Annotated in this window: 19 protein-coding genes and 1 tRNA gene; 13 read left to right on the forward strand and 7 right to left on the reverse strand. The window is 69.4% G+C overall.

The genetic code is table 11. The features are described 5' to 3' along the window. The first annotated feature begins 123 nt into the window (after positions 1 to 123). The gene (locus H180DRAFT_RS08820; RefSeq protein ID WP_055485434.1) at positions 124 to 807 is read left to right on the forward strand and encodes a maleylpyruvate isomerase N-terminal domain-containing protein; all 684 of its coding nucleotides are present in this window, start codon (positions 124 to 126) and stop codon (positions 805 to 807) included. Between the two features lie 255 nt (positions 808 to 1,062). Here H180DRAFT_RS08820 and H180DRAFT_RS08825 read toward each other — a convergent pair whose 3' ends face one another. The 4 genes from H180DRAFT_RS08825 to rpsA all read right to left on the reverse strand — a co-directional run bounded on the left by H180DRAFT_RS08825 (position 1,063) and on the right by rpsA (position 5,139). Further along, positions 1,063 to 1,437, reverse strand: coding sequence for a tetratricopeptide repeat protein (locus H180DRAFT_RS08825; RefSeq protein WP_028435629.1), 375 nt, complete (start codon positions 1,435 to 1,437; stop codon positions 1,063 to 1,065). Positions 1,438 to 1,690: 253 nt separating this feature from the next. Further along, positions 1,691 to 2,353, reverse strand: coding sequence for a dephospho-CoA kinase (coaE, locus tag H180DRAFT_RS08830; RefSeq protein ID WP_055485622.1), 663 nt, complete (start codon positions 2,351 to 2,353; stop codon positions 1,691 to 1,693). Positions 2,354 to 2,418: 65 nt separating this feature from the next. Then, positions 2,419 to 3,396, reverse strand: coding sequence for a proteasome assembly chaperone family protein (locus tag H180DRAFT_RS08835; protein WP_175437750.1), 978 nt, complete (start codon positions 3,394 to 3,396; stop codon positions 2,419 to 2,421). A 207-nt stretch (positions 3,397 to 3,603) separates the two neighbouring features. Continuing rightward, on the reverse strand, positions 3,604 to 5,139 hold the full coding sequence (rpsA, locus tag H180DRAFT_RS08840) for a 30S ribosomal protein S1 (protein ID WP_055485436.1): 1,536 nt from the start codon (positions 5,137 to 5,139) through the stop codon (positions 3,604 to 3,606). Positions 5,140 to 5,495: 356 nt separating this feature from the next. On the opposite strand from rpsA, the gene H180DRAFT_RS08845 reads away from it, so the two are divergent. Continuing rightward, positions 5,496 to 6,356: a class I SAM-dependent methyltransferase gene (locus tag H180DRAFT_RS08845; RefSeq protein ID WP_055485437.1), complete on the forward strand. Its 861-nt coding sequence runs from the start codon at positions 5,496 to 5,498 to the stop codon at positions 6,354 to 6,356. 241 nt (positions 6,357 to 6,597) lie between these two features. Here H180DRAFT_RS08845 and H180DRAFT_RS08850 read toward each other — a convergent pair whose 3' ends face one another. Beyond that, the gene (locus H180DRAFT_RS08850) at positions 6,598 to 8,268 is read right to left on the reverse strand and encodes a lytic murein transglycosylase (protein ID WP_368073116.1); all 1,671 of its coding nucleotides are present in this window, start codon (positions 8,266 to 8,268) and stop codon (positions 6,598 to 6,600) included. A 153-nt stretch (positions 8,269 to 8,421) separates the two neighbouring features. Next, positions 8,422 to 11,079, reverse strand: coding sequence for a DNA polymerase I (gene polA / locus H180DRAFT_RS08860; RefSeq protein ID WP_079099980.1), 2,658 nt, complete (start codon positions 11,077 to 11,079; stop codon positions 8,422 to 8,424). Positions 11,080 to 11,429: 350 nt separating this feature from the next. Here polA and H180DRAFT_RS08865 point away from each other — a divergent pair, with 350 nt between their 5' ends. The 7 genes from H180DRAFT_RS08865 (at position 11,430) to H180DRAFT_RS08895 (ending at position 18,743) form a co-directional block, all read left to right on the forward strand. Next, positions 11,430 to 11,924, forward strand: a complete 495-nt coding sequence (locus H180DRAFT_RS08865; protein ID WP_055485439.1) for a PaaI family thioesterase — start codon at positions 11,430 to 11,432, stop codon at positions 11,922 to 11,924. 124 nt (positions 11,925 to 12,048) lie between these two features. Further along, positions 12,049 to 12,687, forward strand: a complete 639-nt coding sequence (locus H180DRAFT_RS08870; RefSeq protein ID WP_055485440.1) for a hypothetical protein — start codon at positions 12,049 to 12,051, stop codon at positions 12,685 to 12,687. Between the two features lie 287 nt (positions 12,688 to 12,974). Continuing rightward, entirely contained in the window at positions 12,975 to 14,216 is a 1,242-nt protein-coding gene (locus tag H180DRAFT_RS08875; protein ID WP_055485441.1) for a branched-chain amino acid ABC transporter substrate-binding protein, read from the forward strand. A gap of 99 nt (positions 14,217 to 14,315) precedes the next feature. Next, complete coding sequence (locus H180DRAFT_RS08880) at positions 14,316 to 15,245, forward strand: branched-chain amino acid ABC transporter permease (RefSeq protein WP_055485442.1); 930 nt, start codon at positions 14,316 to 14,318, stop codon at positions 15,243 to 15,245. A gap of 5 nt (positions 15,246 to 15,250) precedes the next feature. After that, positions 15,251 to 17,092: a branched-chain amino acid ABC transporter permease gene (locus H180DRAFT_RS08885; RefSeq protein WP_254665936.1), complete on the forward strand. Its 1,842-nt coding sequence runs from the start codon at positions 15,251 to 15,253 to the stop codon at positions 17,090 to 17,092. Continuing rightward, the gene (locus tag H180DRAFT_RS08890) at positions 17,089 to 18,030 is read left to right on the forward strand and encodes an ABC transporter ATP-binding protein (protein ID WP_055485443.1); all 942 of its coding nucleotides are present in this window, start codon (positions 17,089 to 17,091) and stop codon (positions 18,028 to 18,030) included. The genes H180DRAFT_RS08885 and H180DRAFT_RS08890 overlap by 4 nt, the downstream gene beginning before the upstream one ends. Continuing rightward, positions 18,027 to 18,743: an ABC transporter ATP-binding protein gene (locus H180DRAFT_RS08895; protein ID WP_107097604.1), complete on the forward strand. Its 717-nt coding sequence runs from the start codon at positions 18,027 to 18,029 to the stop codon at positions 18,741 to 18,743. Before H180DRAFT_RS08890 ends, H180DRAFT_RS08895 begins: the two co-directional genes overlap by 4 nt. Positions 18,744 to 18,891: 148 nt before the next feature. On the opposite strand, the gene H180DRAFT_RS08900 is transcribed toward H180DRAFT_RS08895, so the two are convergent. Beyond that, complete coding sequence (locus tag H180DRAFT_RS08900) at positions 18,892 to 19,551, reverse strand: ANTAR domain-containing response regulator (protein WP_055485625.1); 660 nt, start codon at positions 19,549 to 19,551, stop codon at positions 18,892 to 18,894. A gap of 113 nt (positions 19,552 to 19,664) precedes the next feature. On the opposite strand from H180DRAFT_RS08900, the gene H180DRAFT_RS08905 reads away from it, so the two are divergent. From H180DRAFT_RS08905 to H180DRAFT_RS08920, 4 genes are all read left to right on the forward strand, one after another. Then, positions 19,665 to 19,737 (forward strand) — tRNA-Leu (locus H180DRAFT_RS08905). Positions 19,738 to 19,847: 110 nt separating this feature from the next. Continuing rightward, positions 19,848 to 20,618 carry a hypothetical protein gene (locus H180DRAFT_RS08910; RefSeq protein WP_055485626.1) on the forward strand — a complete coding sequence of 257 codons (771 nt, stop codon included), beginning with the start codon at positions 19,848 to 19,850 and terminating at the stop codon, positions 20,616 to 20,618. A gap of 58 nt (positions 20,619 to 20,676) precedes the next feature. Next, entirely contained in the window at positions 20,677 to 23,220 is a 2,544-nt protein-coding gene (gene pepN, locus H180DRAFT_RS08915; protein ID WP_055485627.1) for an aminopeptidase N, read from the forward strand. Positions 23,221 to 23,496: 276 nt separating this feature from the next. Further along, positions 23,497 to 25,341, forward strand: a complete 1,845-nt coding sequence (locus H180DRAFT_RS08920; RefSeq protein WP_254665937.1) for a coagulation factor 5/8 type domain-containing protein — start codon at positions 23,497 to 23,499, stop codon at positions 25,339 to 25,341. Positions 25,342 to 25,542 lie beyond the last annotated feature (201 nt).

Consider the following 25,542-nt stretch of genomic DNA (forward strand, 5'->3'; position numbering starts at 1 on the left):
CCCCCACTCGGACGCACACGAGTCTATGGCGCACCACTGACAACGCCCCTTGGCCGCCCGTCCGGCACGGTCCGCAGGGAAATCGGCGCGCGGCCGCACACTCTGTGTTGCTACGTTCACGCCATGACGGACAGCGATCTGACAGGGGCCGATGCCGAAGTGACCGCCGACGACGTGCGTGACGCCGTGCGGCTGGCGGCCGCGGCCCTCCGCGAGGGGAGCGGGGCGGACTGGAGCGGCGCGGCAGGGTCGCTGGAGTGGGACTGCTGGACGACCGTCGAGCACCTGTGCAACGCCCTGTTCGTGTACGCCACTCAACTCACCCCGGACAACCCTCCGTTGACCGGCAACGTCCCCTTCGGCGCCACCCCCCGGACCCCGAACGGCCCCGCCACCGCGATCAGCGCGAACCGCGACGCCGGCCCTGCGGGACTGCTGCGGGTCCTGGAGTCCTGCGGCGCGCTGCTGACCGCGACGGTGCGCACGGCCCCGCCGGATCTGCGCGCGTGGCATGTGTACGGGGTCGCGGACGCCGGCGGCTTCGCCGCGATGGGCGTGGTGGAGACCCTGGTGCACGGCTACGACGTCGCCGAGGGCCTCGGCCTCGCGTGGAGCCCGCCGCAGGACCTGTGCCGCCGCACGCTCGCCCGGCTCTTCCCCGACGTACAGGGCCTCGATGCCCAGCCCTGGCAGGCTCTGCTGTGGGCCACCGGCCGCACCGCTCTCCCGGGCCGTCCCCGCCGCACGTCGTGGCGCTGGTACGGCGCTTCGGACGCACAGCAGGTCACGGCGCCCGCGGCGGAATGATCCGGGGGCGGGACGGCGGGCAGGAGTGACGGGCCACGCCGCGATCATCGCCTCTCGGCGAGGACGTCAGATCACTGCGCGCAGGGCCCGAGGGCCGACACGGGCCTGATGTCCCTCCTGTGGCCCAGGTCTCAGGTCTCGGGTCCAAGGCCTCAGGCCTCAGGCCTCAGGCCTCAGGCCTCAACTGAGGCTGTTCTCACGTGAGTCCCGCCGAATCGGCCCCACCTCGGGCAGGACACCCCGGCAGGGGCGGGGTCAGGACGAGCGTGGAGGGTCGAAGTCCGCGGCCTCGACGAAGTCCGGACGCGGGTCCAGCGCCGCTGCCAGCCGGAAGTGGCGCCGCGCCTCGTCCTTTCGGTCGGCGCGCTGCAGGGTCCGGGCGAGAGCGAAATGCGCGAACGCGTTGTCCGGCTCCCGTTCCAGTACGGTCTGGAACTCCATCTCCGCCGGGCGTAGTTGCGCTCCGAGAAAGAACGCACGAGCGCGCAGCAGCCGCGCCGCCGTGTTCTCCGGGTGTGCTGCGATGACCGTGTCGAGCAGTTTCAGAGCGCCGCGCGGGTCCCGCGCGTTGATCAGCTGCTCGGCAGCGCGGAACTCGATGACCAGGGTTTCGGGAGTGGCCTCGGACACGGTGGCTGCCTCCTCACCGGGGCCGGCGTGACAAAAAATGTCGGTGCACAGGCGCGGAACGCCTCATCCCCTGTAGCTATTCCCACTCGCAACCACCGGCACTCCGCTCCCACTGAAGCGGGCTAGGGGTGTCTGACAACGGGATCGTCCTCCTCGGGACCGACCAGGCCCAGAGGGCGAGAGCCCGCCGGGGCACCGCCCACCGGCAACCGGAGGAGGGACCTGTCCGAGCCGCCTGGGCGGCCGGGCGCCCCTACGCCCGCCGGCGCAGCTCCTCCCACACCTCGCGCACCCGCGCCTCCAGCTCCCGCCGCGAGCCGTCGTTGCGGATCACGATGTCGGCCAGCGCCAGCCTCTCTTCCCGAGTGGCCTGCGCCGCCATGCGGGCGGTGGCTTCGTCCTCCTCCATTCCGCGCTGCTGCACGAGCCGGTCGAGCTGCGTTGCGGGCGATGCGTCGACGACGAGAACCAGGTCGTAGAGCGGGGCGAGGCCGTTCTCGGCGAGGAGCGGCACATCGTGGACGAGTACGGCCCCACCGCCACCCTCGCGCGCATCTCCCGCCCCGGACATCCCGGAAGCTCCTGCCGTCCCCGTCTGCTCCGCCTCCTCTGCCTGACGCTCCAGCTCGGCGGACCGCTCCCCCACGAGCGGGTGAATGATCGCGTTGAGCGCCGCCAGCTTCTCGGTGTCGGCGAAGACGACGGAACCGAGCCTGGGCCGGTCCAGGCTGCCGTCGGGCGCGAGGATCTCCTCCCCGAACTCCTCGACGACGGCCGCGAGCCCCGGCGTGCCCGGCGCCACGACCTCCCTGGCGATCTTGTCGGCGTCGACGATCACCGCGCCGTACCCGTCGAGCAGCCGCGAGACCTCGCTCTTCCCGGCGCCGATACCACCCGTCAGTCCGACCTTCAGCATGGCGGCCACGCTATACGGTGCGCGGGAGCGGGCAGCGCGCAGGCCGGGCGGCCCGCCCCTGTCCCTCAGCTCGCGCTGTCACCGCCGCCCTCGGAGCCGCCACGCCCGCGACCTGGATCTTTCCCGTCGCCCTCGCCCTCACGTTCGGCAAGGAAGCGCTCGAAGACGGCTCCGAGCTCGTCGGCCGAAGGCAGCTCGCCGGGCTCGGCCACGAGGCTGCCACGGGACTCCGCCCCGGCGAGTGCGTCGTACTGCTGCTCGAGGCCCCGGACGACGGCGACAAGGTCCTCGTCCCCCTCGGCGAGCTGCCGCTCGATCTCGCTCTGTGTCTTCAGCGCCTCGTTGCGCAGGGCGTGCGCGACGTCCGGCAGCACGAGGCCTGTCGCCGAGGTGATGACCTCGACGATGACGAGGGAAGCGTCCGGGTAGGGCGACCGCGCCACATAGTGAGGTACGTGCGCGACGACGCCGAGCACGTCGTGCCCGGCCTCCGCGAGCCGCAGCTCGATCAGCCCGGCCGCGCTGCCGGGGACCTCGGCCTCCTCGAAGAGGGGCCGGTGGCCCGGCACAAGATCCGTACGCGTGCCGTGCGGGGTGAGTCCCACGGGACGGGTGTGGGGGACGCCCATCGGAATGCCGTGGAAATTGACCGACATCCGTACGGCCAGACGTTCGGTGATCTCGCGGACCGCAGCGGTGAACGCCTCCCACTGCACATCCGGTTCGGGCCCGGACAGCAGCAGGAACGGTGCACCCGTCGCGTCCCGTACCAGCCTCAGGTCGAGCCGGGGCGTCTCGTACGAGACCCAGCGGTCGCGGCGGAACGTCATCGTGGGGCGGCGCGCCCGGTAGTCGACAAGGCGGTCGGCGTCGAAACGCGCGACGACGGTGCTGGGCTGAGTGTCCTTCAGACGCTCGACGATCTGCTCTCCGGCCTCGCCGGCGTCCATGTATCCCTCGAAGTGATACAGCATCACCAGACCGGCGCTGTCGGACTCCGCGATGACCGCGTCGACGGCCTCGAGGCCGCTCTCGTCCCACATGTACACGCTTTGCCCACTGTGCGGTTCAAGCACTGCTGGCGCCCCTAACTAGTCGTGTTCCCACGTGACAACGGTGCGCGGGCGGCAAGCATTCCTGCGGCGGCACGCGGACAGCGAAGTGGGGCCCGCCCCCCGAAGGAGCAGGCCCCACTTTCCGTACTGTCGGCCGATGCCGCCGTTCAGCGGTGGACCTTCGGCTTCAGCGCCTCAGCTCTGGCCGCCGGCGAGCTTCTCGCGCAGCGCCGCCAGCGCCTCGTCCGAGGCGAGTGCGCCGGAGTCCTCGTTCGACTCCGAGGAGTACGAACCGCCGGAACCGCCGGCCTGGCCACCGCCACTGTTGCCGCCCTGCTGGGGCTGCGGGCTGCCGCCGCCTGCGCCGGCGCCCTCGGCCGCCGCCTGCTCGTCGGCCTCGCGGGACTTGATGACCTGCGCCTGGTGCTGCTCGAAGCGCTGCTGCGCCTCGGCGTACTGGCGCTCCCACTCCTCGCGCTGCTTCTCGTACCCCTCCAGCCAGTCGTTGGCCTCGGGGTCGAAGCCCTCGGGGTAGATGTAGTTGCCCTGGTCGTCGTACGACGCGGCCATGCCGTAGAGCGTCGGGTCGAAGTCGACCGTGGTCGGGTCCGCACCGAAGGACTCGTTGGCCTGCTTCAGCGAGAGGCTGATGCGGCGGCGCTCCAGGTCGATGTCGATGACCTTGACGAAGATCTCGTCGTTGACCTGGACGACCTGCTCCGGGATCTCCACGTGGCGCTCGGCCAGCTCGGAGATGTGGACCAGGCCCTCGATGCCCTCGTCCACGCGGACGAACGCACCGAACGGCACCAGCTTGGTGACCTTGCCGGGCACGACCTGCCCGATCTGGTGCGTGCGGGCGAACTGCTGCCACGGGTCTTCCTGCGTGGCCTTGAGCGACAGGGAGACGCGCTCGCGGTCCATGTCGACGTCCAGGACCTCGACGGTGACCTCCTGGCCGACCTCGACGACCTCGGAGGGGTGGTCGATGTGCTTCCAGGACAGCTCGGAGACGTGGACGAGTCCGTCGACTCCGCCGAGGTCGACGAAGGCGCCGAAGTTGACGATGGAGGAGACGACGCCGGAGCGCACCTGGCCCTTCTGGAGGGTGGTGAGGAAGGTCTGGCGGACCTCGCTCTGCGTCTGCTCCAGCCAGGCACGGCGGGAGAGGACCACGTTGTTCCGGTTCTTGTCGAGCTCGATGATCTTGGCTTCGAGCTCCTTGCCCACGTAGGGCTGCAGGTCACGGACGCGGCGCATCTCGACCAGGGACGCGGGCAGGAAGCCCCGCAGACCGATGTCGAGGATGAGGCCGCCCTTGACGACCTCGATGACGGTGCCGGTGACGATGCCGTCCTCTTCCTTGATCTTCTCGATCGTGCCCCAGGCACGCTCGTACTGAGCGCGCTTCTTCGAGAGGATCAGGCGTCCCTCCTTGTCTTCCTTCTGGAGGACAAGGGCTTCGATCTCGTCACCGACGGCGACGACCTCGTTGGGGTCGACGTCGTGCTTGATCGAGAGTTCGCGGGACGGGATGACGCCTTCGGTCTTGTAGCCGATGTCGAGCAGGACCTCGTCCCGGTCGACCTTCACGATGACGCCGTCGACGATGTCGCCGTCGTTGAAGTACTTGATCGTCTCGTCGATCGCGGCGAGGAAGGCTTCCTCGGAACCGATGTCGTTTACCGCAACCTGCGGAGTGGTGGCGGTGGTCTCGGTGCTGCTCGTCATGTGTGAAAGGGTCTCCGGGTACGGACATGAAAGTCGTAGGTCCTGCTACGCCGAGAGCCCGTTATCGCACCGCGCATGCAAGCCAGCCGGACACAGCCTTGAGAGCCACAAACCCGAGGGGAATACACCACCGATGCGAGCGCGGCCTGCTCCGTCCGAGGCGCGCAGGCCCGCAGCGCAACTTGTAGCATACGGGGGCCGCTGGGCATGGTCAATGCGCGAAAGAGCACAGCTGGGGTGGAACGTCCCATAACCGGCGCGCCCGTCACAGCGTGCACCCCTTGAGGCACTGAGCGGTGTCACCGCAGCCCCCGCGGCGACAAGTCATATCGGTGAGAGTACGACGGCGGGGCGCGATGATCCAAGAAGACGGCGGCAGGAAAAGCACAGCGCAGTACGCCGAACCGGAAGCCGTACGCAGACAGGCCGGAGACACGGAGAGCAGCCGCGCGAACCGCGGGTGGTGGAACCGCAACGCCGACGAATACCAGGACGACCACGGCGCCTTCCTCGGCGACGCCCGCTTCGTGTGGTGCCCCGAAGGCCTGGACGAGGCGAAGGCCCGGCTGCTCGGGCCGGCCGGCGCCCTGCGGGGCCGGCGTGTACTGGAGGTAGGGGCCGGCGCCGCACAGTGTTCGCGGTGGCTCGCCGCACAGGGCGCCCGTCCCGTAGCGCTGGACCTCTCGCACCGTCAGCTCCAGCACGCGCTGCGCATCGGCGGCGGGGAGGGACCGGGTGCCGGCTTCCCGCTCGTGGAGGCGGACGCCCGGGCGTTGCCCTTCGCCGACGGCTCCTTCGACGCGGCCTGCTCCGCCTACGGTGCGCTGCCCTTCGTCGCGGACCCGGCGCGGGTGCTGCAGGAGGTGCACCGGGTGCTGAAGCCGGGCGGACGGTGGGTGTTCTCGGTGACGCATCCGCTGCGCTGGGCACTGCAGGACGAGCCGGGTCCGGACGGGCTGACGGTCATCAGCTCCTACTTCGACCGGACGCCCTACGTCGAGCAGGACGAAACGGGCCGCGCGGTCTACGTCGAGCATCACCGCACCGTCGGCGACCGGGTGCGGGACCTGGTGGGAGCGGGTTTCCGGCTGCTGGACCTCGTCGAGCCGGAGTGGCCCGAGTGGAACACGCAGGAGTGGGGCGGCTGGTCACCGCTGCGCGGGCGGCTGATTCCCGGGACGGCGATCTTCGTGTGCGAGCGCGACGAGGGGCCCTGAGACGGCTCTGCGGGGCGGTGGATGCGGCGGCGGGCCGGTGCGGAAGCTTCTCGACCTTCTCGGCCCTCCCCTTCGGCCGTGCCAGGCGTTCAACACACCGCGCGGCCGCGTTCGATGACGCAGCGGACGCGCGCCCTCACCGCCGCCGTTGCGGACGCGCGGTCGCGTTCGTGCCGGAACCGCGGTCCGCGTCGTATCGGTCCTTGGACCGGGGGCGGGCCGTGCGCCCCTGCGTCCGGGGCTACTTGGTGACCGTCAGCTCGATGTCGAACGTGGATCCGTCCTCGGTGGCGAGGCGGAGCGTGAAGGTGCCCGCACTGCCGTCGGTGTGGACGGCGGGGAGTTCGAGCACTCCCGCCGCCCCGAGGATGCCCGTCGACTTGGTGACGGAACGGTCCTCGTTGCCGAAGAGGTCCTTGAAGAAGGGGCCCTCGGTGTTCTCCTCGCCGTCCTTGCCGATCATGGTGGCGGTGACGGGCACGCCGCCGGCCGCTTCCTTCTCGTGCGCGAGGTCGATCTTGATGCCGGTGAACTTCGAGTTCACAGGGGCCTTGAGCGGGCCGCCGGGGGTGCGGGCGAAGGTGTACTTCGGCTCGACGGTGGCCTCCATCTTCGCGGCACGCAGGCCCAGGCCCTCCGCCTTGGCGGTGACGGTGAAGCTGCCTTCCCGCTCGCCGGCGTCGATGAGGGGCGCGGTGGAGAGGCCGTCCGCGGCGGTGGTGGCCGTGGCCTCGCGTGAGCCGCCGGCGAAGCGAGCGCCGGTATCGCCCTTGATCGTGTACTCGATGCGGACGCCTTCGACAGCCTTGCCCGACGAGTTGACGGCCCGTACGCGGGCTCGATCGTCGAAGTTCTCGCCGGTGTAGGCGGACAGTTCGCCTGCGAGGACCGGCTTCAGGGCCGTGGGCGTTTCCGGGTCGGGGGCGGGTGAGTCGCCTCCGCCGTCGTCGTTGCCGGGCTTTCCGGGCTTGCCGGGCTTGTGCGACCCGGGTCCGTCGTGCGAACCCTCGCCGTTCTCCTTGCCGTTGCCCTTCCCCTTGCCGGCATCGGCCGTGCCGCCGGCGCCGGGTGAGGTGGGCAGGACCCCGGACCCGTCGGGGACCTTGTGCGTGCCGTTGCGGTAGAACTCGTACCAGGCCAGCACTGTGCGCAGGTAGTCCTGGGAGTGGTTGTAGCTGAGGATCGAGCGGTTCAGGCCCGCCTTGGAGGTCAGGTCCCGTTCGCCCGCGCAGAGATATCCGGCGGCAGCCAGCGCCGCGTCGTGGATGTTGTCCGGGTCGCGGCTGCCGTCGCCGTTGCCGTCGGTCCCCCAGCGCGCCCACGTCGACGGTATGAACTGCATGGGCCCGACCGCACGGTCGAAGCGCCGGTCGCCGTCGAAGCGGCCGCGGTCGGTGTCGTGGATACGGGCGAAACCCGATCCGTTCAGCACCGGGCCCAGGATCGGGCGGAGGGTGGTGCCGTCCTTGTCGACCGCTCCCCCGCGGGCCTGTCCGGACTCGACCTTGCCGATCGCCGCGAGCAGTTCCCAGCGCAGTCCGCAGGCCGGGTCGGAGGCGTTGACGGAGCGGACGGCGTTCTTGTACGCGGCGAGCAGCGTCGCCGGTATGCCGGAGTCCGAGGGCTTGTCGGGTGAACTGCGCGGCGGGGCGGGCGATTCGAGGGGCGGCAGTTCCGTGTGGTACGAGTCGTCGCCCGGCGTGCGGTCGGGCTGGACGTCGTCCGCACGCTCCTTGCCCGTCTCCGCGCCGTGGGCCATCTCCGTGCCCGGGGCCTGCGATGCGGTCAGCGCCGCCATCGTCGCGGCGGCGATGGCCGTACCGGTCACCCCTCGGCGGAGCTTTCTGCCGCCGCGAATACCGCCGTTCAGGGCCATGTGCCGGACTCCCCTGCTCTCCGCTGTGGTCGCCAACACGGCGACACTACGGCAACTCCCTTGCCGCGTCTGCAGGTCGGGGGCATTCGCCGCTCAGGGCAGGAGCAGGGCTCAGGCTCAGGCTCAGGCTCAGGCTCAGGCTCAGGCTCAGGCTCAGGCTCAGGCTCAGGACAGGAGCATGACTCGGGCTCAGTGCGCTGCCGACTCCCAGTCGTTGCCGACGCCGACCGACACATCCAGCGGCGCACGCAGCTGGACCGCACCGGCCATCTCCCTGCACACCAGTTCCTCGACCGCGTCGCGTTCGCCGGGGGCCACTTCGAGCAGGATCTCGTCGTGCACCTGAAGAAGCATCCGTGAGCGGAGCTTCTCCTCGCGCAGCGCGGCGTCCACGCGCAGCATCGCCAGCTTGACGATGTCGGCCGCCGTGCCCTGGATCGGTGCGTTGAGCGCCATCCGCTCCGCCATGTCACGGCGTTGGCGGTTGTCGCTGTTGAGGTCGGGCAGGTAGCGGCGGCGACCCATGATCGTCTCGGTGTAGCCGGTCGCGCGTGCCTCCGAGACGGCCCGGTGGAGGAAGTCCCGTACTCCGCCGAAGCGTTCGAAGTAGTCGTCCATCAACTTGCGCGCCTCGTCCGGGGTGATGCCCAGCTGCTGGGAGAGGCCGAAGGCCGACAGACCGTAGGCCAGGCCGTAGGACATGGCCTTGATCTTGCGGCGCATCTCGGCGTCGACCTGGTTCTCGGCGACGTCGAAGACCTGCGAGGCGACGGTGCTGTGCAGATCCTCGCCGGAAGTGATCGCCTCGATCAGCTTCTCGTCCTCCGACATGTGGGCCATGACGCGCAGTTCGATCTGGCTGTAGTCCGCCGTCATCAGGCTCTCGTAGCCCTCACCGACGCGGAAGCCGCGGCGGATGGCGCGGCCCTCGTCCGTACGGATGGGCACGTTCTGCAAGTTGGGGTCGGTGGAGGAGAGACGGCCGGTGGCGGCGACGGTCTGGCTGAAGCTGGTGTGGATACGGCCGTCGGGTGCGATCGTCTTGATCAGGCCCTCGACGGTGGTGCGCAGCTTCTGCTGTTCGCGGTAGCGCAGCATCAGCACCGGCAGTTCGTGCTCCGTCTGCGATGCGAGCCACGTCAGCGCGTCGGCGTCCGTCGTCCAGCCCGTCTTCGTCTTCTTCGTCTTCGGCAGGCCCAGTTCTCCGAAGAGCACCTCCTGGAGCTGCTTGGGCGAACCGAGGTTGAACTCGTGCCCGACGGCGGCGTGCGCGTCTTTCACCGCCTGCTGCGCGGCGTCCGCGAACTGCTGCTCCAGGCCCGTGAGCCACTCGCGGTCCGCGCAGATGCCGGCGCGCTCCATCCGCGCCAGCACGGCTGAGGTCGGCAGCTCCACGTCGCGCAGCAGCTCGGCGGCGCCCACCTGCGCGAGCCGGTCCTCGAAGATGTCGCCGAGGTCGAGGATCGTGCGGGCCTTGACCATCAGCGCCTGCGCCTCGGCCTGTTCGTCCACGCCGAAGGCCAGCTGCCCGCCGCCGGCGTCGGCGGGACCGAGCTCGCGCCCCAGGTACTCCACCGACAGCGCGTCCATGTCGAAGGAGCGGCGCCCCGGCTTGTCGAGATACGCGGCGAGGGCCGTGTCCATGGTGACTCCGCCGACGCTCCAGCCGTGCTCGGCGAAGACCCGCATGAGCGCCTTCGCGTCGTGGACGACCTTCGGGCGGGCGGCATCGGCGATCCACGAGGAGAACGCCTTCTCCTCCGCCTCGTCCAGCTGCGCCGGGTCGAACCAGGCCGCGGGCCCTGCGGCGGCGGCAAGAGCGATCTCGCTGACGCTGCCGGCGCCCAGCTTCCACACGTCGACGGTGGCCAGGCCGAGAGTGCCGCCCGCGTGCTCGTCGAGCCAGGCCACCAGCTCGCCGGGACCCAGCACGCTGCCGTCGATCTCCACGCCCTCCGCCGACGGGGCGGTCTCTTCCTCCTGCGCACCCGGATCCACCGCGAACAGCCGCTCACGGAAGTTGAGATGACGGAACTCCAGGGCGTCCAGCACGACGTTCAGCGTGTCCCGGTCGTAGGCGACGCGCTCCAGGTCCTCCGGACGGCAGCTCAGCTCGACGTCGTCGACGAGCTGCGTGAGGTGGCGGTTGAGCGTGACCGACTCCAGATGCGCCCGCAGGTTCTCCCCCGCCTTGCCCTTCACCTCGTCCGCCCGGCGCGACAGCTCCGCGAACGAGCCGAACTGGCTGATCCACTTGGTGGCCGTCTTCTCGCCGACGCCGGGGATGCCGGGGAGGTTGTCGGACGGGTCGCCGCGCAGCGCCGCGAAGTCCGGGTACTGCTCGGGAGTGAGCCCGTACTTCTCGAAGACCTTCTCGGGGGTGAAGCGCGTCAGCTCCGACACGCCCTTCGTCGGATACAGCACTGTCACGTCGTCGCTGACGAGCTGCAGGGCGTCCCGGTCGCCGGTGACGATGGAGACCTTGAAGCCCTCGGCCGTCGCCTGCCCGGTCAGCGTCGCGATGACGTCGTCCGCCTCGAAGCCCTCCACGGCGAAACGGCGCACCCGCATCGCGTCCAGCAGCTCCCCGATCAGCTCCACCTGGCCCTTGAACTCGTCCGGGGCCTTCGAACGGTTCGCCTTGTACTCCGGGAACTCCGCCGAGCGCCAGGTCTTGCGGGAGACGTCGAAGGCGACCGCGAAATGCGTGGGCTGCTCGTCGCGCAAAGTGTTGGACAGCATCGAGGTGAAGCCGTAGATCGCGTTCGTCGTCTGGCCCGTGGAAGTGGAGAAGTTCTCCGCGGGCAGGGCGTAGAACGCGCGGTAGGCGAGCGAGTGCCCGTCCATCAGGAGCAGGCGCGGTGCGGTCTTCTTCGATGCCTTCTCAGTCACGTCCCCGATCCTCCCACGCCCCACCGACAGCCCCGTCCGGACGCACACGGAGCGGCCGGGGAGGCCATGCGCCGCGGCCCGCGCCGGGGACGGAACACCGCCGCATCGCTGAACGCCGCCGACGGGTGTGCGGCACCCGGCGGGCACGCCGCCGGTGATCCCCGTCACCCGGACCTGAGCGCACGCTCAGCAACCTGATATGACAGTGCCCGACAACTGACCGCGCAGGCCCGCCGAAGCCCACGACCGCCCGACGGGCCCGGACCCGGCAGGCCGCCCCCACACGCTGATCGGAGCCGCTGCCCATGGGCGAGCACGCCAGAACCACGTTCCCGCAGGAGATCCTCGACCAGTGGGAAGGACTCGGAGTCGACCTGCCGGCGCTCTTCTCCGCGGGACATCTCGGCGCACGCATGGACCTGCAGATTCTGCACGCCTCACCCGAGAAGGTCACCGGCACGCTCCCCGTCGAGGGCAACACCCAGCCCTACGGGCTGCTCCACGGCGGCGCCTCCGCCGTACTGGCCGAGACCCTCGGCTCGGTCGGCGCGATGCTGCACGGCGGCCCCGGCAGGATCGCCGTCGGCGTCGACCTCAACTGCACGCACCACCGCGGCGTCCGCTCCGGCCTGATCACCGGCACCGCCACACCCGTGCACCGGGGACGCACCACCGCGACGTACGAGACCGTCATCACCGACGACGACGGCAAGCGCGTGTGCACCGCCCGCCTCACCTGCCTGCTGCGCGAGGCCGCTCCCGCTGCGGACTCTCTGGCCGCCCCGCCGGAAGGCCGCTAGCTTCCCGCACATGGCAGGCACCGGACCACGAGGGGGCGGAAGACCGGACCCCCCTCGAAGACCCCCGGCCCCCACGGGCAGCCGCGGTGCTCACCCGCCGCGGCCGGAGCCCCCTCAGCGGGACGTGCTGGTCTCGGGACGCGACAGCGCCGGCATCGCCGAACGCTGGTACCGCCTCTCCCCCGCCACCCGCCGCGCCGCGGCCGGCGCGCTCGGTCTCCTCCTGCTCGCCGGCGGCGGCTACGCCATCGCCACGCAGCCGCCCGCAGCACCGCCGCAGCCACAGCACAAGCAGGAAGGGCACGACAAGCCCCGCCCGGAGCCGGACGACGCGCCGCCCTCGCCCACCTCCCGGCGCCTGCCCTACCCCGCGCAGACCGCGCGCATCACCTTCGACCGCCTGGCCGTCACCGACCGCGCGCGCCGCACCTTCACCGTCGAGATGCACGCGGCCGCCACGTCACCGCTGACGGTCCTGGACGTCGGCCAGGGCTACGAAGCACTCCGGCTGAACCTCGCCGGAGGGCAGGCCGTCTCCGTCTCCCCCGGCAGCCCGCGCACTCTGCTCCTCGAAGCGAGAGTCACCAACTGTGACCGCGTTCCGCTCCGTGCCCGCTCACCGTTCCTCAATGTCACGCTCCGCAACGACCGTGCGCGCCAGGAGCTGAGCGTCATCCCAGGCGAGCGCTACGCGGCCGCGCTCACGCACGCATTCCGGACGGTGTGTGAGCGGGGCATCTCCGGGACGCCGCCGGAACCCTGAGGCGATCTGCTGATTCGCACTCCCGAAATGTGTCCGCTGCACGCACGTCACAGAGCGGAAGTTCCCGGACGCTTCCCTACGGACACGCAGCGGTCGGGTCTCAATAACAAGAACGTCACACCTTGCCCTGGCCCTCTGCCACCCGCGATCCGACGGCCATAGAGTCACCGCCAGTCACCGCGCAGCCGGGTGTGCAGTGCGAACCCTGACCCGCATCACGCTCAGGGTGCCCGGCGCGCGACACGGCCCTTCATCTCCGAAGGCCGCGCCAGGGGAAAGGACTGATCGTGCGCCACCGTTCATTGCTCATCATCACCACCGCGGTCGCCGCGGGATCTCTCACGCTGTCCGCGTGCGGCTCACGCGGCGAGGACAGTGGCGGCAAGAGTGGCGGGGACACCACCTTGACCATCGGTCTCGACGCCCCGCTCACAGGTGATCTCTCCGCGCTCGGCCAGGGCATCAAGAACTCGGCCGACCTCGCCGTCAAGACCGCCAACAAGAACAAGGAGGTGGACGGCGTCACCTTCAAGCTGCAGGCACTCGACGACGCCGCCCAGCCCTCCGCCGGCCAGCAGAACGCCAACAAGTTCGTCGCGAACGACAAGGTCGTCGGCGCTGTCGGCCCCCTCAACTCCAACGTCGGCCAGTCCATGCAGAAGGTCTTCGACAAGGCCGGCATGGTCGAGGTCTCTCCCGCCAACACCGCGCCCGAACTGACGCAGGGCGTCGACTGGCGCAGCGGCAAGAAGGAACGACCCTTCGAGACGTACTTCCGCACCTCCACGACGGACGCCATCCAGGGCCCGTACGCGGCGCAGTACATGTACAACGAGAAGAAGCTCAAGAAGGTCTACGTCATCGACGACAAGAAGACCTACGGCAAGGGCCTCGCCGCCACCTTCAAGAGCGAATTCGAGGACCTCGGCGGCGAAGTCGTGGGCACCGACCACGTCGACCCCAAGGAGAAGGACTTCACCGCGGTGGCCAACAAGGTCGCCAAGGCCAAGCCCGACTTCGTCTACTACGGCGGCGAATACCCCGCCGGTGCCCCGCTCGCCGACCAGGCCAAGAGGGCCGGCCTCGACGGCCCCGTCGTCGGTGGCGACGCGCTCTTCAGCGCCGAGTACGTGAAGCTGGCCAAGAAGAACTCCGAAGGCGACATCGCCTCCTCCGTCGGCGCGCCGCTGGAGACCCTCGACAGCGCCAAGGAGTTCCGCAAGAACTACGAGGCCGCCGGCTACAAGCTGCCCCACGAGGCCTACGGCGGCTACGCCTACGACGCCACCTGGGCCATCATCCAGGCCGTCAAGGCCGTCGCCGAGAAGAACGACGGCAAGCTGCCCGAGGACATGAACGACACCCGCGAGCAGGTCACCGAAGCCATGCAGGACGTGACCTTCGACGGCGTCAGCGGCAAGGTCGGCTTCGACAAGTACGGCGACACGACCAACAAGCAGCTCTCGCTGTACGAGGTCAAGGACGGAGAGCACAAGCCCGTCAAGACCGGCACGTTCGAAGAGGACTGAGCCGGGCGACCACCCCGTCCAACCACACCACTACGCCGCGCGGGGACGCGAACAGCGCCCCCGCGCGGCCGTATCCAGACACCACTCGGAGGCCCCGCGGTGAACGACCTGCCGCAGCAACTGGCCAGTGGACTCATCCTCGGCGCGATGTACGGGCTCATCGCGATCGGATACACGATGGTCTACGGCATAGTTCAGCTCATCAACTTCGCCCACGGCGAGATCGTCATGTTCGGGGCCTTCGGCGGCCTCACCGCATGGCTGCTCCTCCCCCAGGGCACAGCCCTCATGCTCGCCCTGCCGATCATGCTGGTCATGGCAGTGGGAGTATCCGTACTCGTCGGCATCGGGGCAGAACGCTTCGCCTACCGGCCACTGCGCAACGCCCCCAGGCTCGCACCGCTCATCACCGCCATCGGCCTGTCGATCATGCTCCAGCAGCTGATCTGGAGCTTCTATCCCAACGCCAAGAAGGCCCGCACCTTCCCGCAGTTCAGCGGCGACAGCGTCGAACTCCTCGGCGCCAACGTCCAGCGCGGCGAACTCTTCCTGCTCATCGCCGCACCCGTCTGCATGATCGCCCTGGGCTTCTTCGTCGCCAAGACCCGCACCGGCCGCGCCATGCAGGCCACCTCGCAGGACCCCGACACCGCGAAGCTGATGGGCATCAACACCGACCGCATCATCGTCACCGCGTTCGCCATCGGCGCCGCGTTCGGCGGAGTCGCGGCCATCGCCTACGGCCTCAAGTACGGGCAGATCGACTTCAAGATCGGCTTCATCCTCGGCCTGAAGGCCTTCACCGCAGCCGTGCTCGGCGGCATCGGCAACATCTACGGCGCCATGGTCGGCGGCGTCGTCCTCGGCCTCGCCGAATCGCTGGCCACCGCGTACATCGAACTCATCCCCGGCATGGAACTCTTCGGCGGCGGCGCCTGGAAGAACGTATGGGCATTCGTCCTGCTGATCCTGGTGCTCCTCGTACGCCCCCAGGGCCTGCTCGGCGAACGCATCGCGGACAGGGCGTGATAGCGATGGCAACCACCAACCCCGAAGCGGGCACCACCGACCCCGCCACCACACCGGCCGAACCCCTCGACCCCACCGGCGCCCCCGGCACCCTCCCGCTGCCCCCCAAGGCGGCCCGCATCATCACCGCCGCCGGAGCCCTCGGAACCCTCGCGAGCACCATGCTCGCCTGGACCTGGACCGCCGAATTCCCCGGCGACCTCACCTACTACGGCTCACCCGTCGACCTGCAGACCCTCACCCTCATCGGGTCGGTCCTCACCCTCGCCGTGCTGCTCGCCGGCAACGGCGTACGCGGACTGCGCTGGCTCACACCCGGCGGCAGGACCGCACCCGTGGTGCTGCTGGCCGCCGGAACCCTCGGAGTCGCCTGGTTCACCGCCGGCGCCATCGCCGTCGTACTCGGCGGACTCGTCAACTTCGAACCAGGCATGTGGGTCGCCGTACTCGCCAGCCTCGTCACCCTCGTCGGCGCCCTCGGCCTACGAGCCGACCAGCCCTTCGACCCCGCGGACCCCGCACTCCGCGACCCCGGCGCCTGGCAGCGTTTCCGCCACACCCTCAAGGCACCCGCGCCGCAACCCGCACGGGAACTGCCCGCCTGGGCCGAACTCCTCATCATCGCCGTCACGTTCGGGATCGCCCTGTTCGCCTTCACCTACGGCATCGACACCCCGTACGGCGAACTGTTCATCGGCTTCCTGATCCTCGTCGGCTTCGCCGCCACCGCACTCGCACGCACAGGCCTCACACAGCGACTGGCGAAGATCACCGGCAAGCACCGCAACGTCACCTTCGCCGCCGCATTCGTCGCCGCGGCCTGCTTCCCCTTCACCCAGAGCAGCGACCAGTACACCTCCGTCGCCGCCAACATCCTGATCTTCGCCACCGTCGCACTCGGCCTCAACGTCGTCGTCGGCCTCGCCGGGCTCCTCGACCTCGGATACGTGGCCTTCCTCGGCGTCGGCGCCTACGCGGCAGCACTCGTCTCCGGATCGAACACCTCCGTGCTGGGCGTCGAATTCCCCTTCTGGGCCGCCGTCCTCACCGGCGCCGGAGCCTCACTCGTCTTCGGCGTCGTCATCGGCGCCCCGACACTGCGGCTGCACGGCGACTACCTCGCCATCGTCACCCTCGGCTTCGGCGAGATCTTCCGCATCGGAATGGAGAACCTCGACGGCTCCTCCGGCCCCTCCGTCACCAACGGCGCCAACGGCATCGCCAACATCCCCGACCTGGTGATCCTCGGCTTCGACCTCGGCGAGGACCACACGGTCCTCGGCGTCGAACTCGGCCCGTTCGCCAACTACTACCTGCTCATGCTCCTCTTCACGATCATCATCGTGACGATCTTCCGCCGCGCCGACCGCTCCCGCATCGGCCGCGCATGGGTAGCCGTACGCGAGGACGAGACCGCCGCACGCGCCATGGGCATCAACGGCTTCCGCGTCAAGCTCATCGCCTTCGCGCTCGGCGCCACCCTCGCCGGCATGGCCGGCACCGTGCAGGCACACGTCACCTCGTCCGTGACGCCCGAGCAGTACCAGTTCGTCGAAGTCGTACCGCCCAACTCGGCGTTCCTGCTCGCCGCCGTCATCCTCGGCGGCATGGGAACCGTCAGCGGACCCCTCGTCGGCGCCTCACTGCTCTACCTGATCCCGGCCAAACTCCAGTTCATCGGCGAATACCAACTCCTCCTCTTCGGACTGGCGCTGGTACTCCTGATGCGCTACCGCCCCGAAGGCCTCCTCGCGGACCGCCGCAAGAAGCTCGAATTCCACGAGACCGGCCAGCTCGACGTACCGACCGGCGGCCCCGGCCTCAGCAAGACGGAGGCATCACGATGACCACCACCACGACAACCGGCGTACACGACGCCGCGCCCGCAGGACGCACCGACGTGCTGCGGGCCACCGGAGTCACCATGCGCTTCGGCGGCCTCACCGCCGTGCGCAACGTCGACCTCAACGTCGACAGCGGCGAGATCGTCGGCCTCATCGGCCCCAACGGCGCCGGCAAGACCACCTTCTTCAACTGCCTCACCGGCCTGTACATACCGACCGAAGGCCAGGTCGCCTACAAAGGGAAAGTGCTGCCGCACCGCTCCCACCTGGTCACCAAGGCAGGCATCGCCCGCACCTTCCAGAACATCCGGCTCTTCGCCAACATGACGGTCCTGGAGAACGTCCTCGTCGGCCGCCACACACGCACCAAGGAAGGCCTGCTCTCCGCACTGCTGCGCGGCCCCGGCTTCCGCAAGGCCGAACGCACCTCCGAGGAAAAAGCCATGGAGCTCCTCGAGTTCACCGGCCTCGCCGACAAGCGCGATCACCTCGCACGCAACCTCCCCTACGGCGAACAGCGCAAGCTCGAAATCGCCCGCGCCCTCGCCAGCGAACCCGGCCTGCTCCTCCTCGACGAGCCCACCGCAGGCATGACCGCAGGCGAGACCAGCGCGACACGCGACCTCGTCCTCGCCGTACGGGAAGGCGGCACCGCCGTACTCGTCATCGAGCACGACATGCGCTTCATCTTCAACCTCTGCGACCGCGTCGCCGTCCTCGTTCAGGGCGAGAAACTCGTCGAAGGCTCACCCGAGTCGGTCCAGGCCGACGAACGAGTCGTCGCCGCCTACCTCGGCACACCCTTCGAAGGGGAACCCGGCGAAGCAGAAGCCGCGGAAGTCCGCGAAGCGGAAACCCGCGGCGGCGACGCAGCCGCAACCGGAACGGCCACGGCCACCCCCGCCGGGAGCGACGAGAACCCGAAGGGAGAGCGGTCCTGATGCCACTCCTCGAAGTCGACGACCTCCGCGTCGCCTACGGCAAGATCGAAGCCGTCAAAGGCATCTCCTTCAGCGTCGAAGCCGGCCAGGTCGTCACCCTCATCGGCACCAACGGAGCCGGCAAGACGACGACCCTGCGCACCCTCTCCGGCCTCCTCAAGCCCCTCGCCGGAAAGATCACCTTCGACGGTGAAGTGATCAACGACATGGGCGCACACAAGATCGTCGCCAAGGGACTCGCACACTCCCCCGAAGGCCGCCGCATCTTCCCCCGCCTCACCATCGCCGAGAACCTCCAGCTCGGCGCCTTCCTGCGCAAGGACACGGCAGGAATCCAGCGGGACATCGAACGCGCCTACAGCCTCTTCCCCATCCTCGGAGAACGCCGCGGCCAAGCCGCCGGCACCCTCTCAGGAGGCGAGCAGCAGATGCTCGCCATGGGCCGCGCCCTGATGTCACAGCCCAAGCTGCTCATGCTCGACGAGCCCTCCATGGGCCTCTCCCCGATCATGATGCAGAAGATCATGGAGACCATCACCGAGCTCAAGGCACAGGGCACGACGATCCTCCTCGTCGAACAGAACGCCCAGGCCGCACTGTCCCTCGCCGACCACGGCCACGTCATGGAGATCGGCACCATCGCCCTCTCCGGCACCGGCGAGGAACTCATGCACGACGAATCCGTGCGCAAGGCCTACCTCGGCGAGGACTGAACCCCGGCCCCGCACAGGCACACGCGAGCGGGCCGCCCCCGGATTCCGGGGGCGGCCCGCTCGACCTTGTGGTGAGACCGGCACCCTGCCGCACGGCGGGCCCGGCCCGGACCCGGCCGGGCTCAGACCCGGCTCACCGCTCCTGGGCTCACCGCTCCCGCCGCTTGCGCTCCTCGCCGTCCGCGATCACAGCCTCGGCGACCTGCTGCATCGACAGCCGCCGGTCCATCGACGTCTTCTGTATCCAGCGGAACGCGGCCGGCTCCGTCAGCCCGTACTGCGTCTGCAGCACACTCTTCGCCCGGTCCACCAGCTTCCGCGTCTCCAGACGCTGGGAGAGATCCGCGACCTCCTTCTCCAGCGTCCGCAACTCCGTGAACCGCGACACCGCCATCTCGATCGCCGGCACCACATCGCTCTTGCTGAACGGCTTCACCAAGTACGCCATCGCACCCGCGTCACGAGCACGCTCCACCAACTCCCGCTGCGAGAAAGCCGTCAGCATCAGCACCGGCGCAATGCTCTCCTCCGCGACCTGCTCCGCCGCCGAGATCCCGTCCAGCACCGGCATCTTCACATCGAAGATGCACAGATCCGGACGGTGCTCCCGCGCCAGCTCAACCGCGCGCTGCCCGTCACCCGCCTCACCGACGACGGAGTAGCCCTCCTCCTCCAGCATCTCCTTCAGATCCATCCGGATCAGCGCCTCGTCCTCGGCGATCACCACCCGCGTGGTCAGCGGCGGCACATGGGCACTCTGTTCACCGGCAGCGGAGGCGTCGGCGACGGAGTTGTCAGGCTCGGGGATGTCCGCGGTGCTCACTGGGCTCCTCGTTTCCGCACAGGTGGGAGGTACGAGGGTACCGGGGTCCTGTAAGGTGGCCACACAGCAGGAGGGCATGAACCTTCAATTTCCTGCTCGCCCCGGTAGCCCAACGGCAGAGGCGATGGATTCAAAACCCATTCAGTGTCGGTTCGAATCCGACCCGGGGCACTTCACCTTCGATTCCAAGACTGCAAGCGATATCGCTGATCTTCCTTCGCACGAAGGCATCCGGCCTCGAATTCCTGCACGTCGTACATCAGCTCGACATGCTCGCGTGCATGTACGACGTCACAATCCGTAAGCAGGCCCTGGCTCTCGTCGCGCAGGGGCGCAGCCTCAACTCCGTGAGCAAGCAGACCGGCATCTCCCGGTGGGCGCTTCGGACTTGGCAGGGGCGGCTGCTGCCGCTGCGTCCCGGTGCGGCCCAGTGCTGCCGGTGCGCCAACCCTCCCGTTCCTCCCGCCGACGGACCCGGCTATGCCTATCTCCTCGGCCTTTACCTCGGTGACGGATGTGTCAGCCGGCTCGCGAGGACGTACTCGTTGCGCATCGCATGCGCCGACGCCTGGCCGGGACTCATCGACGAATGTGCCCGGGCGGTCAAGACAGTCCGTCCTGGAAACAACGTCTTCCGGGTCCAGCGGCAGGGCTGCGTCGCGGTCACGGCGTACAACCCGCACTGGCCATGCCTGTTCCCTCAGCACGGCCCGGGCAGGAAGCACGAACGGTGCATCGAACTCGAGCCGTGGCAGCAGCAGATCGTCGAGGCGCACCCGTGGAGTCTCGTACGGGGGCTGATCCACTCGGACGGCTGCCGCATCACGAACTGGACGACGCGAACAACTGCGGGGAAACGCAAGCGCTACGAATACCCTCGCTACTTCTTCACCAACAAGTCCGACGGCATCAGGAAGATCTACACCGACACCCTGGACCGGCTCGGTGTGGAGTGGACTGTCCTGACCCGGCGCGGCGACCCGCTCAACATCTCCGTCGCACGCCGCGCCTCCGTCGCGTTGATGGACGCACACGTCGGCCCCAAGTACTGATCGGCGGAGGCGGTTTACTGCGGTGCGTCCGCACCCGCACTGCGGCAGCATGGCCCGCATGTCATCACTGACGCGCGACGAGGCGCGTACGCGGGCCGGGCTCCTCGATGTCGAGCGGTATGCCGTCGATCTCGATCTGACGTGCGGCGAGGAGGTGTTCGGGTCGGCGACGACCGGTCACTTCTCGGTGAAGGAGGGCCGGGGCGGGGCGGACACGTTCCTGGAGGTGCGTCCCGTCGAGCTGCTGCGTGCGGAGCTGGACGGAGTGGCGCTGGATGCGGCGAGTGCGTTCGCGGACGGCCGGCTGTGGCTGCGGGGTCTCGCGGAGGGGGCCCACGAGCTGCGCGTGGAGGCGCGGATGCCGTATTCGCGGGTCGGGGAGGGCATGCACCGGTTCACGGACCCGGCGGACGGGCTCGTGTATCTGTACACGCAGTGCTTCCTGGACGATGCGCCGCTGGTGTTCGCGTGTTTCGACCAGCCGGATCTGAAGGCGGTCTTCGAGGTGGCGGTGACGGCGCCGGAGGACTGGACGGTGCTGGGCAACGGTGTCGCACGCAGGGTCTCCGAGGGCCGCTGGGAGTGTGCGCCGACGCCGCGGCTGAGTACGTATCTGGTGGGGGTGGTGGCGGGGCCGTACCACTCGGTGCGTACGGAGCATGCGGGGTTGCCGTTCGGGCTTCATGTGCGGCGTTCGCTGGCGGAGTTCCTGGATGCGGATGCCGGGGAACTGCTGGAGATCACGCGGCGGTGTTTCGACCGGTATCACGAGGTCTTCGACGAGCCGTATCCCTTCGACTCCTACGACCAGGCGTTCGTGCCGGAGTTCAACGCGGGGGCGATGGAGAATCCCGGCCTGGTGACGCTGCGGGACGAGTACGTGTTCCGGTCGGCGGTGACGGAGCTGGAGCGGTGCACTCGTGCTGTGACGGTGGCGCACGAGATGGCGCACATGTGGTTCGGGGATCTGGTGACGCTGCGCTGGTGGGAGGACATCTGGCTGAACGAGTCGTTCGCCGAGTACATGGGTTATCAGATTGTGCACGAGGCGACGCGATTCACGGGTTTGTGGACGGATTTCGCGGTCGCGCGCAAGGGCTGGGGTTATGACGCGGATCAGCGTCCGTCGACGCATCCGGTGGCGCCGGAGCCGGGGGCGGTGCCGGACACGGCTTCGGCGTTGCTGAATTTCGACGGCATCTCGTATGCGAAGGGGGCGTCGGCGCTGCGCCAGCTGGTGGCGTGGCTGGGTGAGAAGGACTTCCTGATGGGCGTCAACACGCATTTGACGCGGCATCGTTTCGGGAATGCGACGCTGTCGGATTTCATCGACTCGCTTGCCGGGGCGTCGAGCCGTGATGTGCCGGGGTGGGCGGAGCGCTGGCTGCGCACGACCGGTGTGGACACGTTCTCGCCGCGGGTCGGTGAGGACGGGGGGCGGTGGTCGGTGGCGCTGCGCCGTGAGGGGAGCCGTCCGCATCTGCTGCGGCTGGGGCTGTACGACGTGGCTCCGGCGGAGCCGGGCCGTCTGGTGCTGCGGGAGCGTCTCGAGCGTGAAGTGGCGGCGGACGAGGCGGAGTCGGTGGTGGTCGCCGAGGGGCCGCGTCCTGATCTGCTGCTGTTGAACGACGGGGATCTGACGTACGCGAAGGTGCGGCTGGACGAGGTCTCGTGGCGGACGGTGCGCGAGGCGCTGTCGGGGCTTCCGGATGCTCTGTCGCGTGCGGTGACGTGGAGTGCGGCGCGGGACATGGTGCGGGACGCGGAGCTGCCGCCGGGGGAGTTCCTGGAGGCGGTGCGGGACCACGCTCCGTCGGAGCCGGAGGTGTCGGTCCTGGAGAGCGTGCTGTCGTTCGCGCGCGGCACGGTCGCGGACCGCTTTCTGCCGGCGGAACGGCGCGGTGGGGCGCTGGAGTTGCTGACGGGTGTGTGCCGGGAGGTGCTGGCCCGTACGGACGGGGGCGGGTCCGGTGAGGGGGCGGCGGCCGGGATGCGTCTGACGGCGGCGCGTCAGTTCATCGACTGTGCTGTGGATGCCGGGGAGTTGTACGGCTGGTGGGAGGCGGGTTCGGTGCCCGGGGGGCCGGTGCTGGACGCGGAGTTGCGGTGGCGGCTGCTGCTGCGGCTGTCGGTGCTGGGTGCGGTGGGTGGGGCGGAGATCGACGCGGAGCTGGCGGCTGATCCGAGTGCCACGGGCCGGGAGGGCGCGGCGCGTTGCCGGGCGGCGTTGCCGGACGCGGCGGAGAAGGAGGCGGCGTGGGAGGCGATGTTCGCCTCGGACGAGTTGTCGAACTATCTGCTGCGGGCGACGGCGCAGGGTTTCTGGCAGGCGGAGCAGCGGGAGTTGCTGGAGGAAGGCGGGTTCGCGGAGCGGTATTTCGCGGATGCGGTTCCGGTGGCGGCGCGGCGTGGTGCTGCTGTGGCGGCGATCGTGGGGCGGTTGGCGTTTCCTCGTACGGTCGTCGAGGAGGGGGTGCTGCGGCGTGGGGCGGATTGTGCGGCGGGTGAGGATGTGACGCCGACGCTGCGGCGGGAGTTGGCCGATCAGCTGGATGACCTGCGGCGGGCGTTGCGGGTGCGGGAGTGCGCTGAGCTGCGGTGACGGGGTGGGCCGGGGCTGCGGTGCCGCCGCGGGGGCGACTGTTCCTGGTGCGGCGGGTGTCGCCTGTTCCTGGGGCCGCGAGTGTCGCCGGGCCGGGCGGTGGGATCGGCGGAACGGTGGTGGGGGGCCTCCCTGTTGGGGCTTGTGGCTGGGCCCTGCCGGGTCCGGTCGTTGTGTGCTTCACTTTTCTCAGGTCTTAATTTTAGCCTTGACCATATATTAGTCCAGACCTACGGTCCTCTCACCATCCTGACACCGTCGAGGAGTTGGACCCGTATGTCCCCCACACCCCACTCGCCCCACGGCATCGAGGGGCCCGGCGAAGTGCCGGGCGCCCAGGCCTCACCGTCCCGCCCCGCCGTCCGCCGCCGTACGGTGCTGGCGACGCTGGCCGCTGCAGGGCTCGGCGGCCTCGGTGCAGTCGCCGCTCCCAGGACGGCCTCCGCCGTCAGCGCCCTCTCCGGCCAGGGCACCTCCGCCGCAGAGCCGGACTTCGGTCCGAACGTCTCCGTCTTCGGCCCGGACACCTCCGCCGAGGACATCCAGGCAAAGGTCGACTCGGTCTTCAAGAAGCAGGAGGAGGCCCAGTTCGGCGAGGGCCGCCACGCCTTCCTCTTCAAGCCGGGCTCGTACGAGGCCGATGTGAACGTCGGCTTCTTCACGCAGGTCGCGGGGCTGGGGCTGACTCCCGACGATGTGAAGATCTCCGGCGCGGTCCACGCCGAGGCGGACTGGTTCGACGGGAACGCCACGCAGAACTTCTGGCGTTGCGCCGAGGGCCTCTCGGTTACCCCGTCGGGCGGGAAGGACCGCTGGGCGGTCTCCCAGGCGGCTCCGTACCGCCGCATGCACGTGAGGGGCGACCTGGAGCTGGACGACGGCGGCTGGTCCAGCGGCGGCCTGATGGCCGACACCGTCGTGGACGGGCAGGTGCGCTCCGGTTCGCAGCAGCAGTGGCTCTCACGCAACACCGAGTGGGGCAGCTGGTCGGGTTCGAACTGGAACATAGTCTTCGTGGGTGCGAAGAACGCCCCGAGCGGCGATGGCTTTCCCTCTCCCCCGTACACCACCGTCGAGGCGACGCCGAGGTTGCGTGAGAAGCCCTACCTGTACGTCGGTGAGGACGGCGGGTACCAGGTGTTCGTGCCGGCGCTGCGTGAGGACTCCGCCGGCACGAGCTGGTCCGGCGGTGCTCCGGAGGGCGAGTCCCTGCCGGTCGGCGACTTCCACATCGCGCAGCCCGGCGAATCGGCCGGCAAGCTCAACTCGGCGCTGGCGGACGGGAAGCATCTGCTGCTGACGCCGGGCGTGTACGAGCTGGACGAGCCGCTGGCGGTGACGAAGAAGAACACGGTGGTGCTGGGTCTGGGCCTGGCGACGCTCATCCCGACGAGCGGCAACGCGGTACTGAGGGTCGCGGACGTGGACGGGGTCAAGCTCGCCGGGTTCCTCGTCGATGCGGGGAAGGAGAACTCTCCGACGCTGGTCGAGGTCGGTCCGAAGGGGGCCGACGCGGACCACTCCTCCAACCCGACGTCGCTGCACGACGTGTTCATCCGCATCGGCGGCATCGGCGCGGCGAAGTCGGAGACGAGTCTCGTCATCAACAGCTCGCACGTGATGGCCGACCACCTGTGGCTGTGGCGCGCCGACCACGGCGACGGCGTCGGCTGGGACACCAATCCGGCCGACACGGGCCTGATCGTCAACGGCGACGACGTGAGCGCGTACGGGCTGTTCGCCGAGCACTACAAGAAGTACCAGGTCATCTGGAACGGCGAGCGCGGCCGCACCTACTTCTTCCAGAACGAGATGCCCTACGACCCGCCGAACCAGGACGCGTGGATGAACGGTGACACGCGGGGCTTCGCCGCCTACAAGGTCGGCGAGTCGGTCACCGACCACCAGGCTTTCGGGCTGGGGAGTTACTGCTTCTTCAACGTCGACGAGTCGGTCGTCGCGGAGCGTTCCTTCGAGGTGCCGCGGGCGGACGGTGTGAAGATGCATCACATGACGTCGGTCTCGCTCGGCGGGACGGGCACGATCGAGCACGTCGTGAACGGCACCGGGGGGCCGGCGAACGCCGACAGCAACGTGGCCACGGTCACGGCGTATCCGTGACGGGCGAGCCGCGCGGGACCGCGTCGGCCGCCTGACGAGTCGGGAGGCTCCCCGGGGCGAGCGGGTCCCGGGGAGCCTCCGCCGTGAGGATCACCCCTTCGGGCGAACCGGGCCCGGATCGAGATCAACGGGCTTCGTGCGCACGTAAGTTAGGGCCACCTCACCAACTCCTCCCGGTCGGCGGGCACGCGCCTGTGTGTC

Source organism: Streptomyces sp. WMMB 322 (genome assembly GCF_900090145.1).
Taxonomy (GTDB): domain Bacteria; phylum Actinomycetota; class Actinomycetes; order Streptomycetales; family Streptomycetaceae; genus Streptomyces.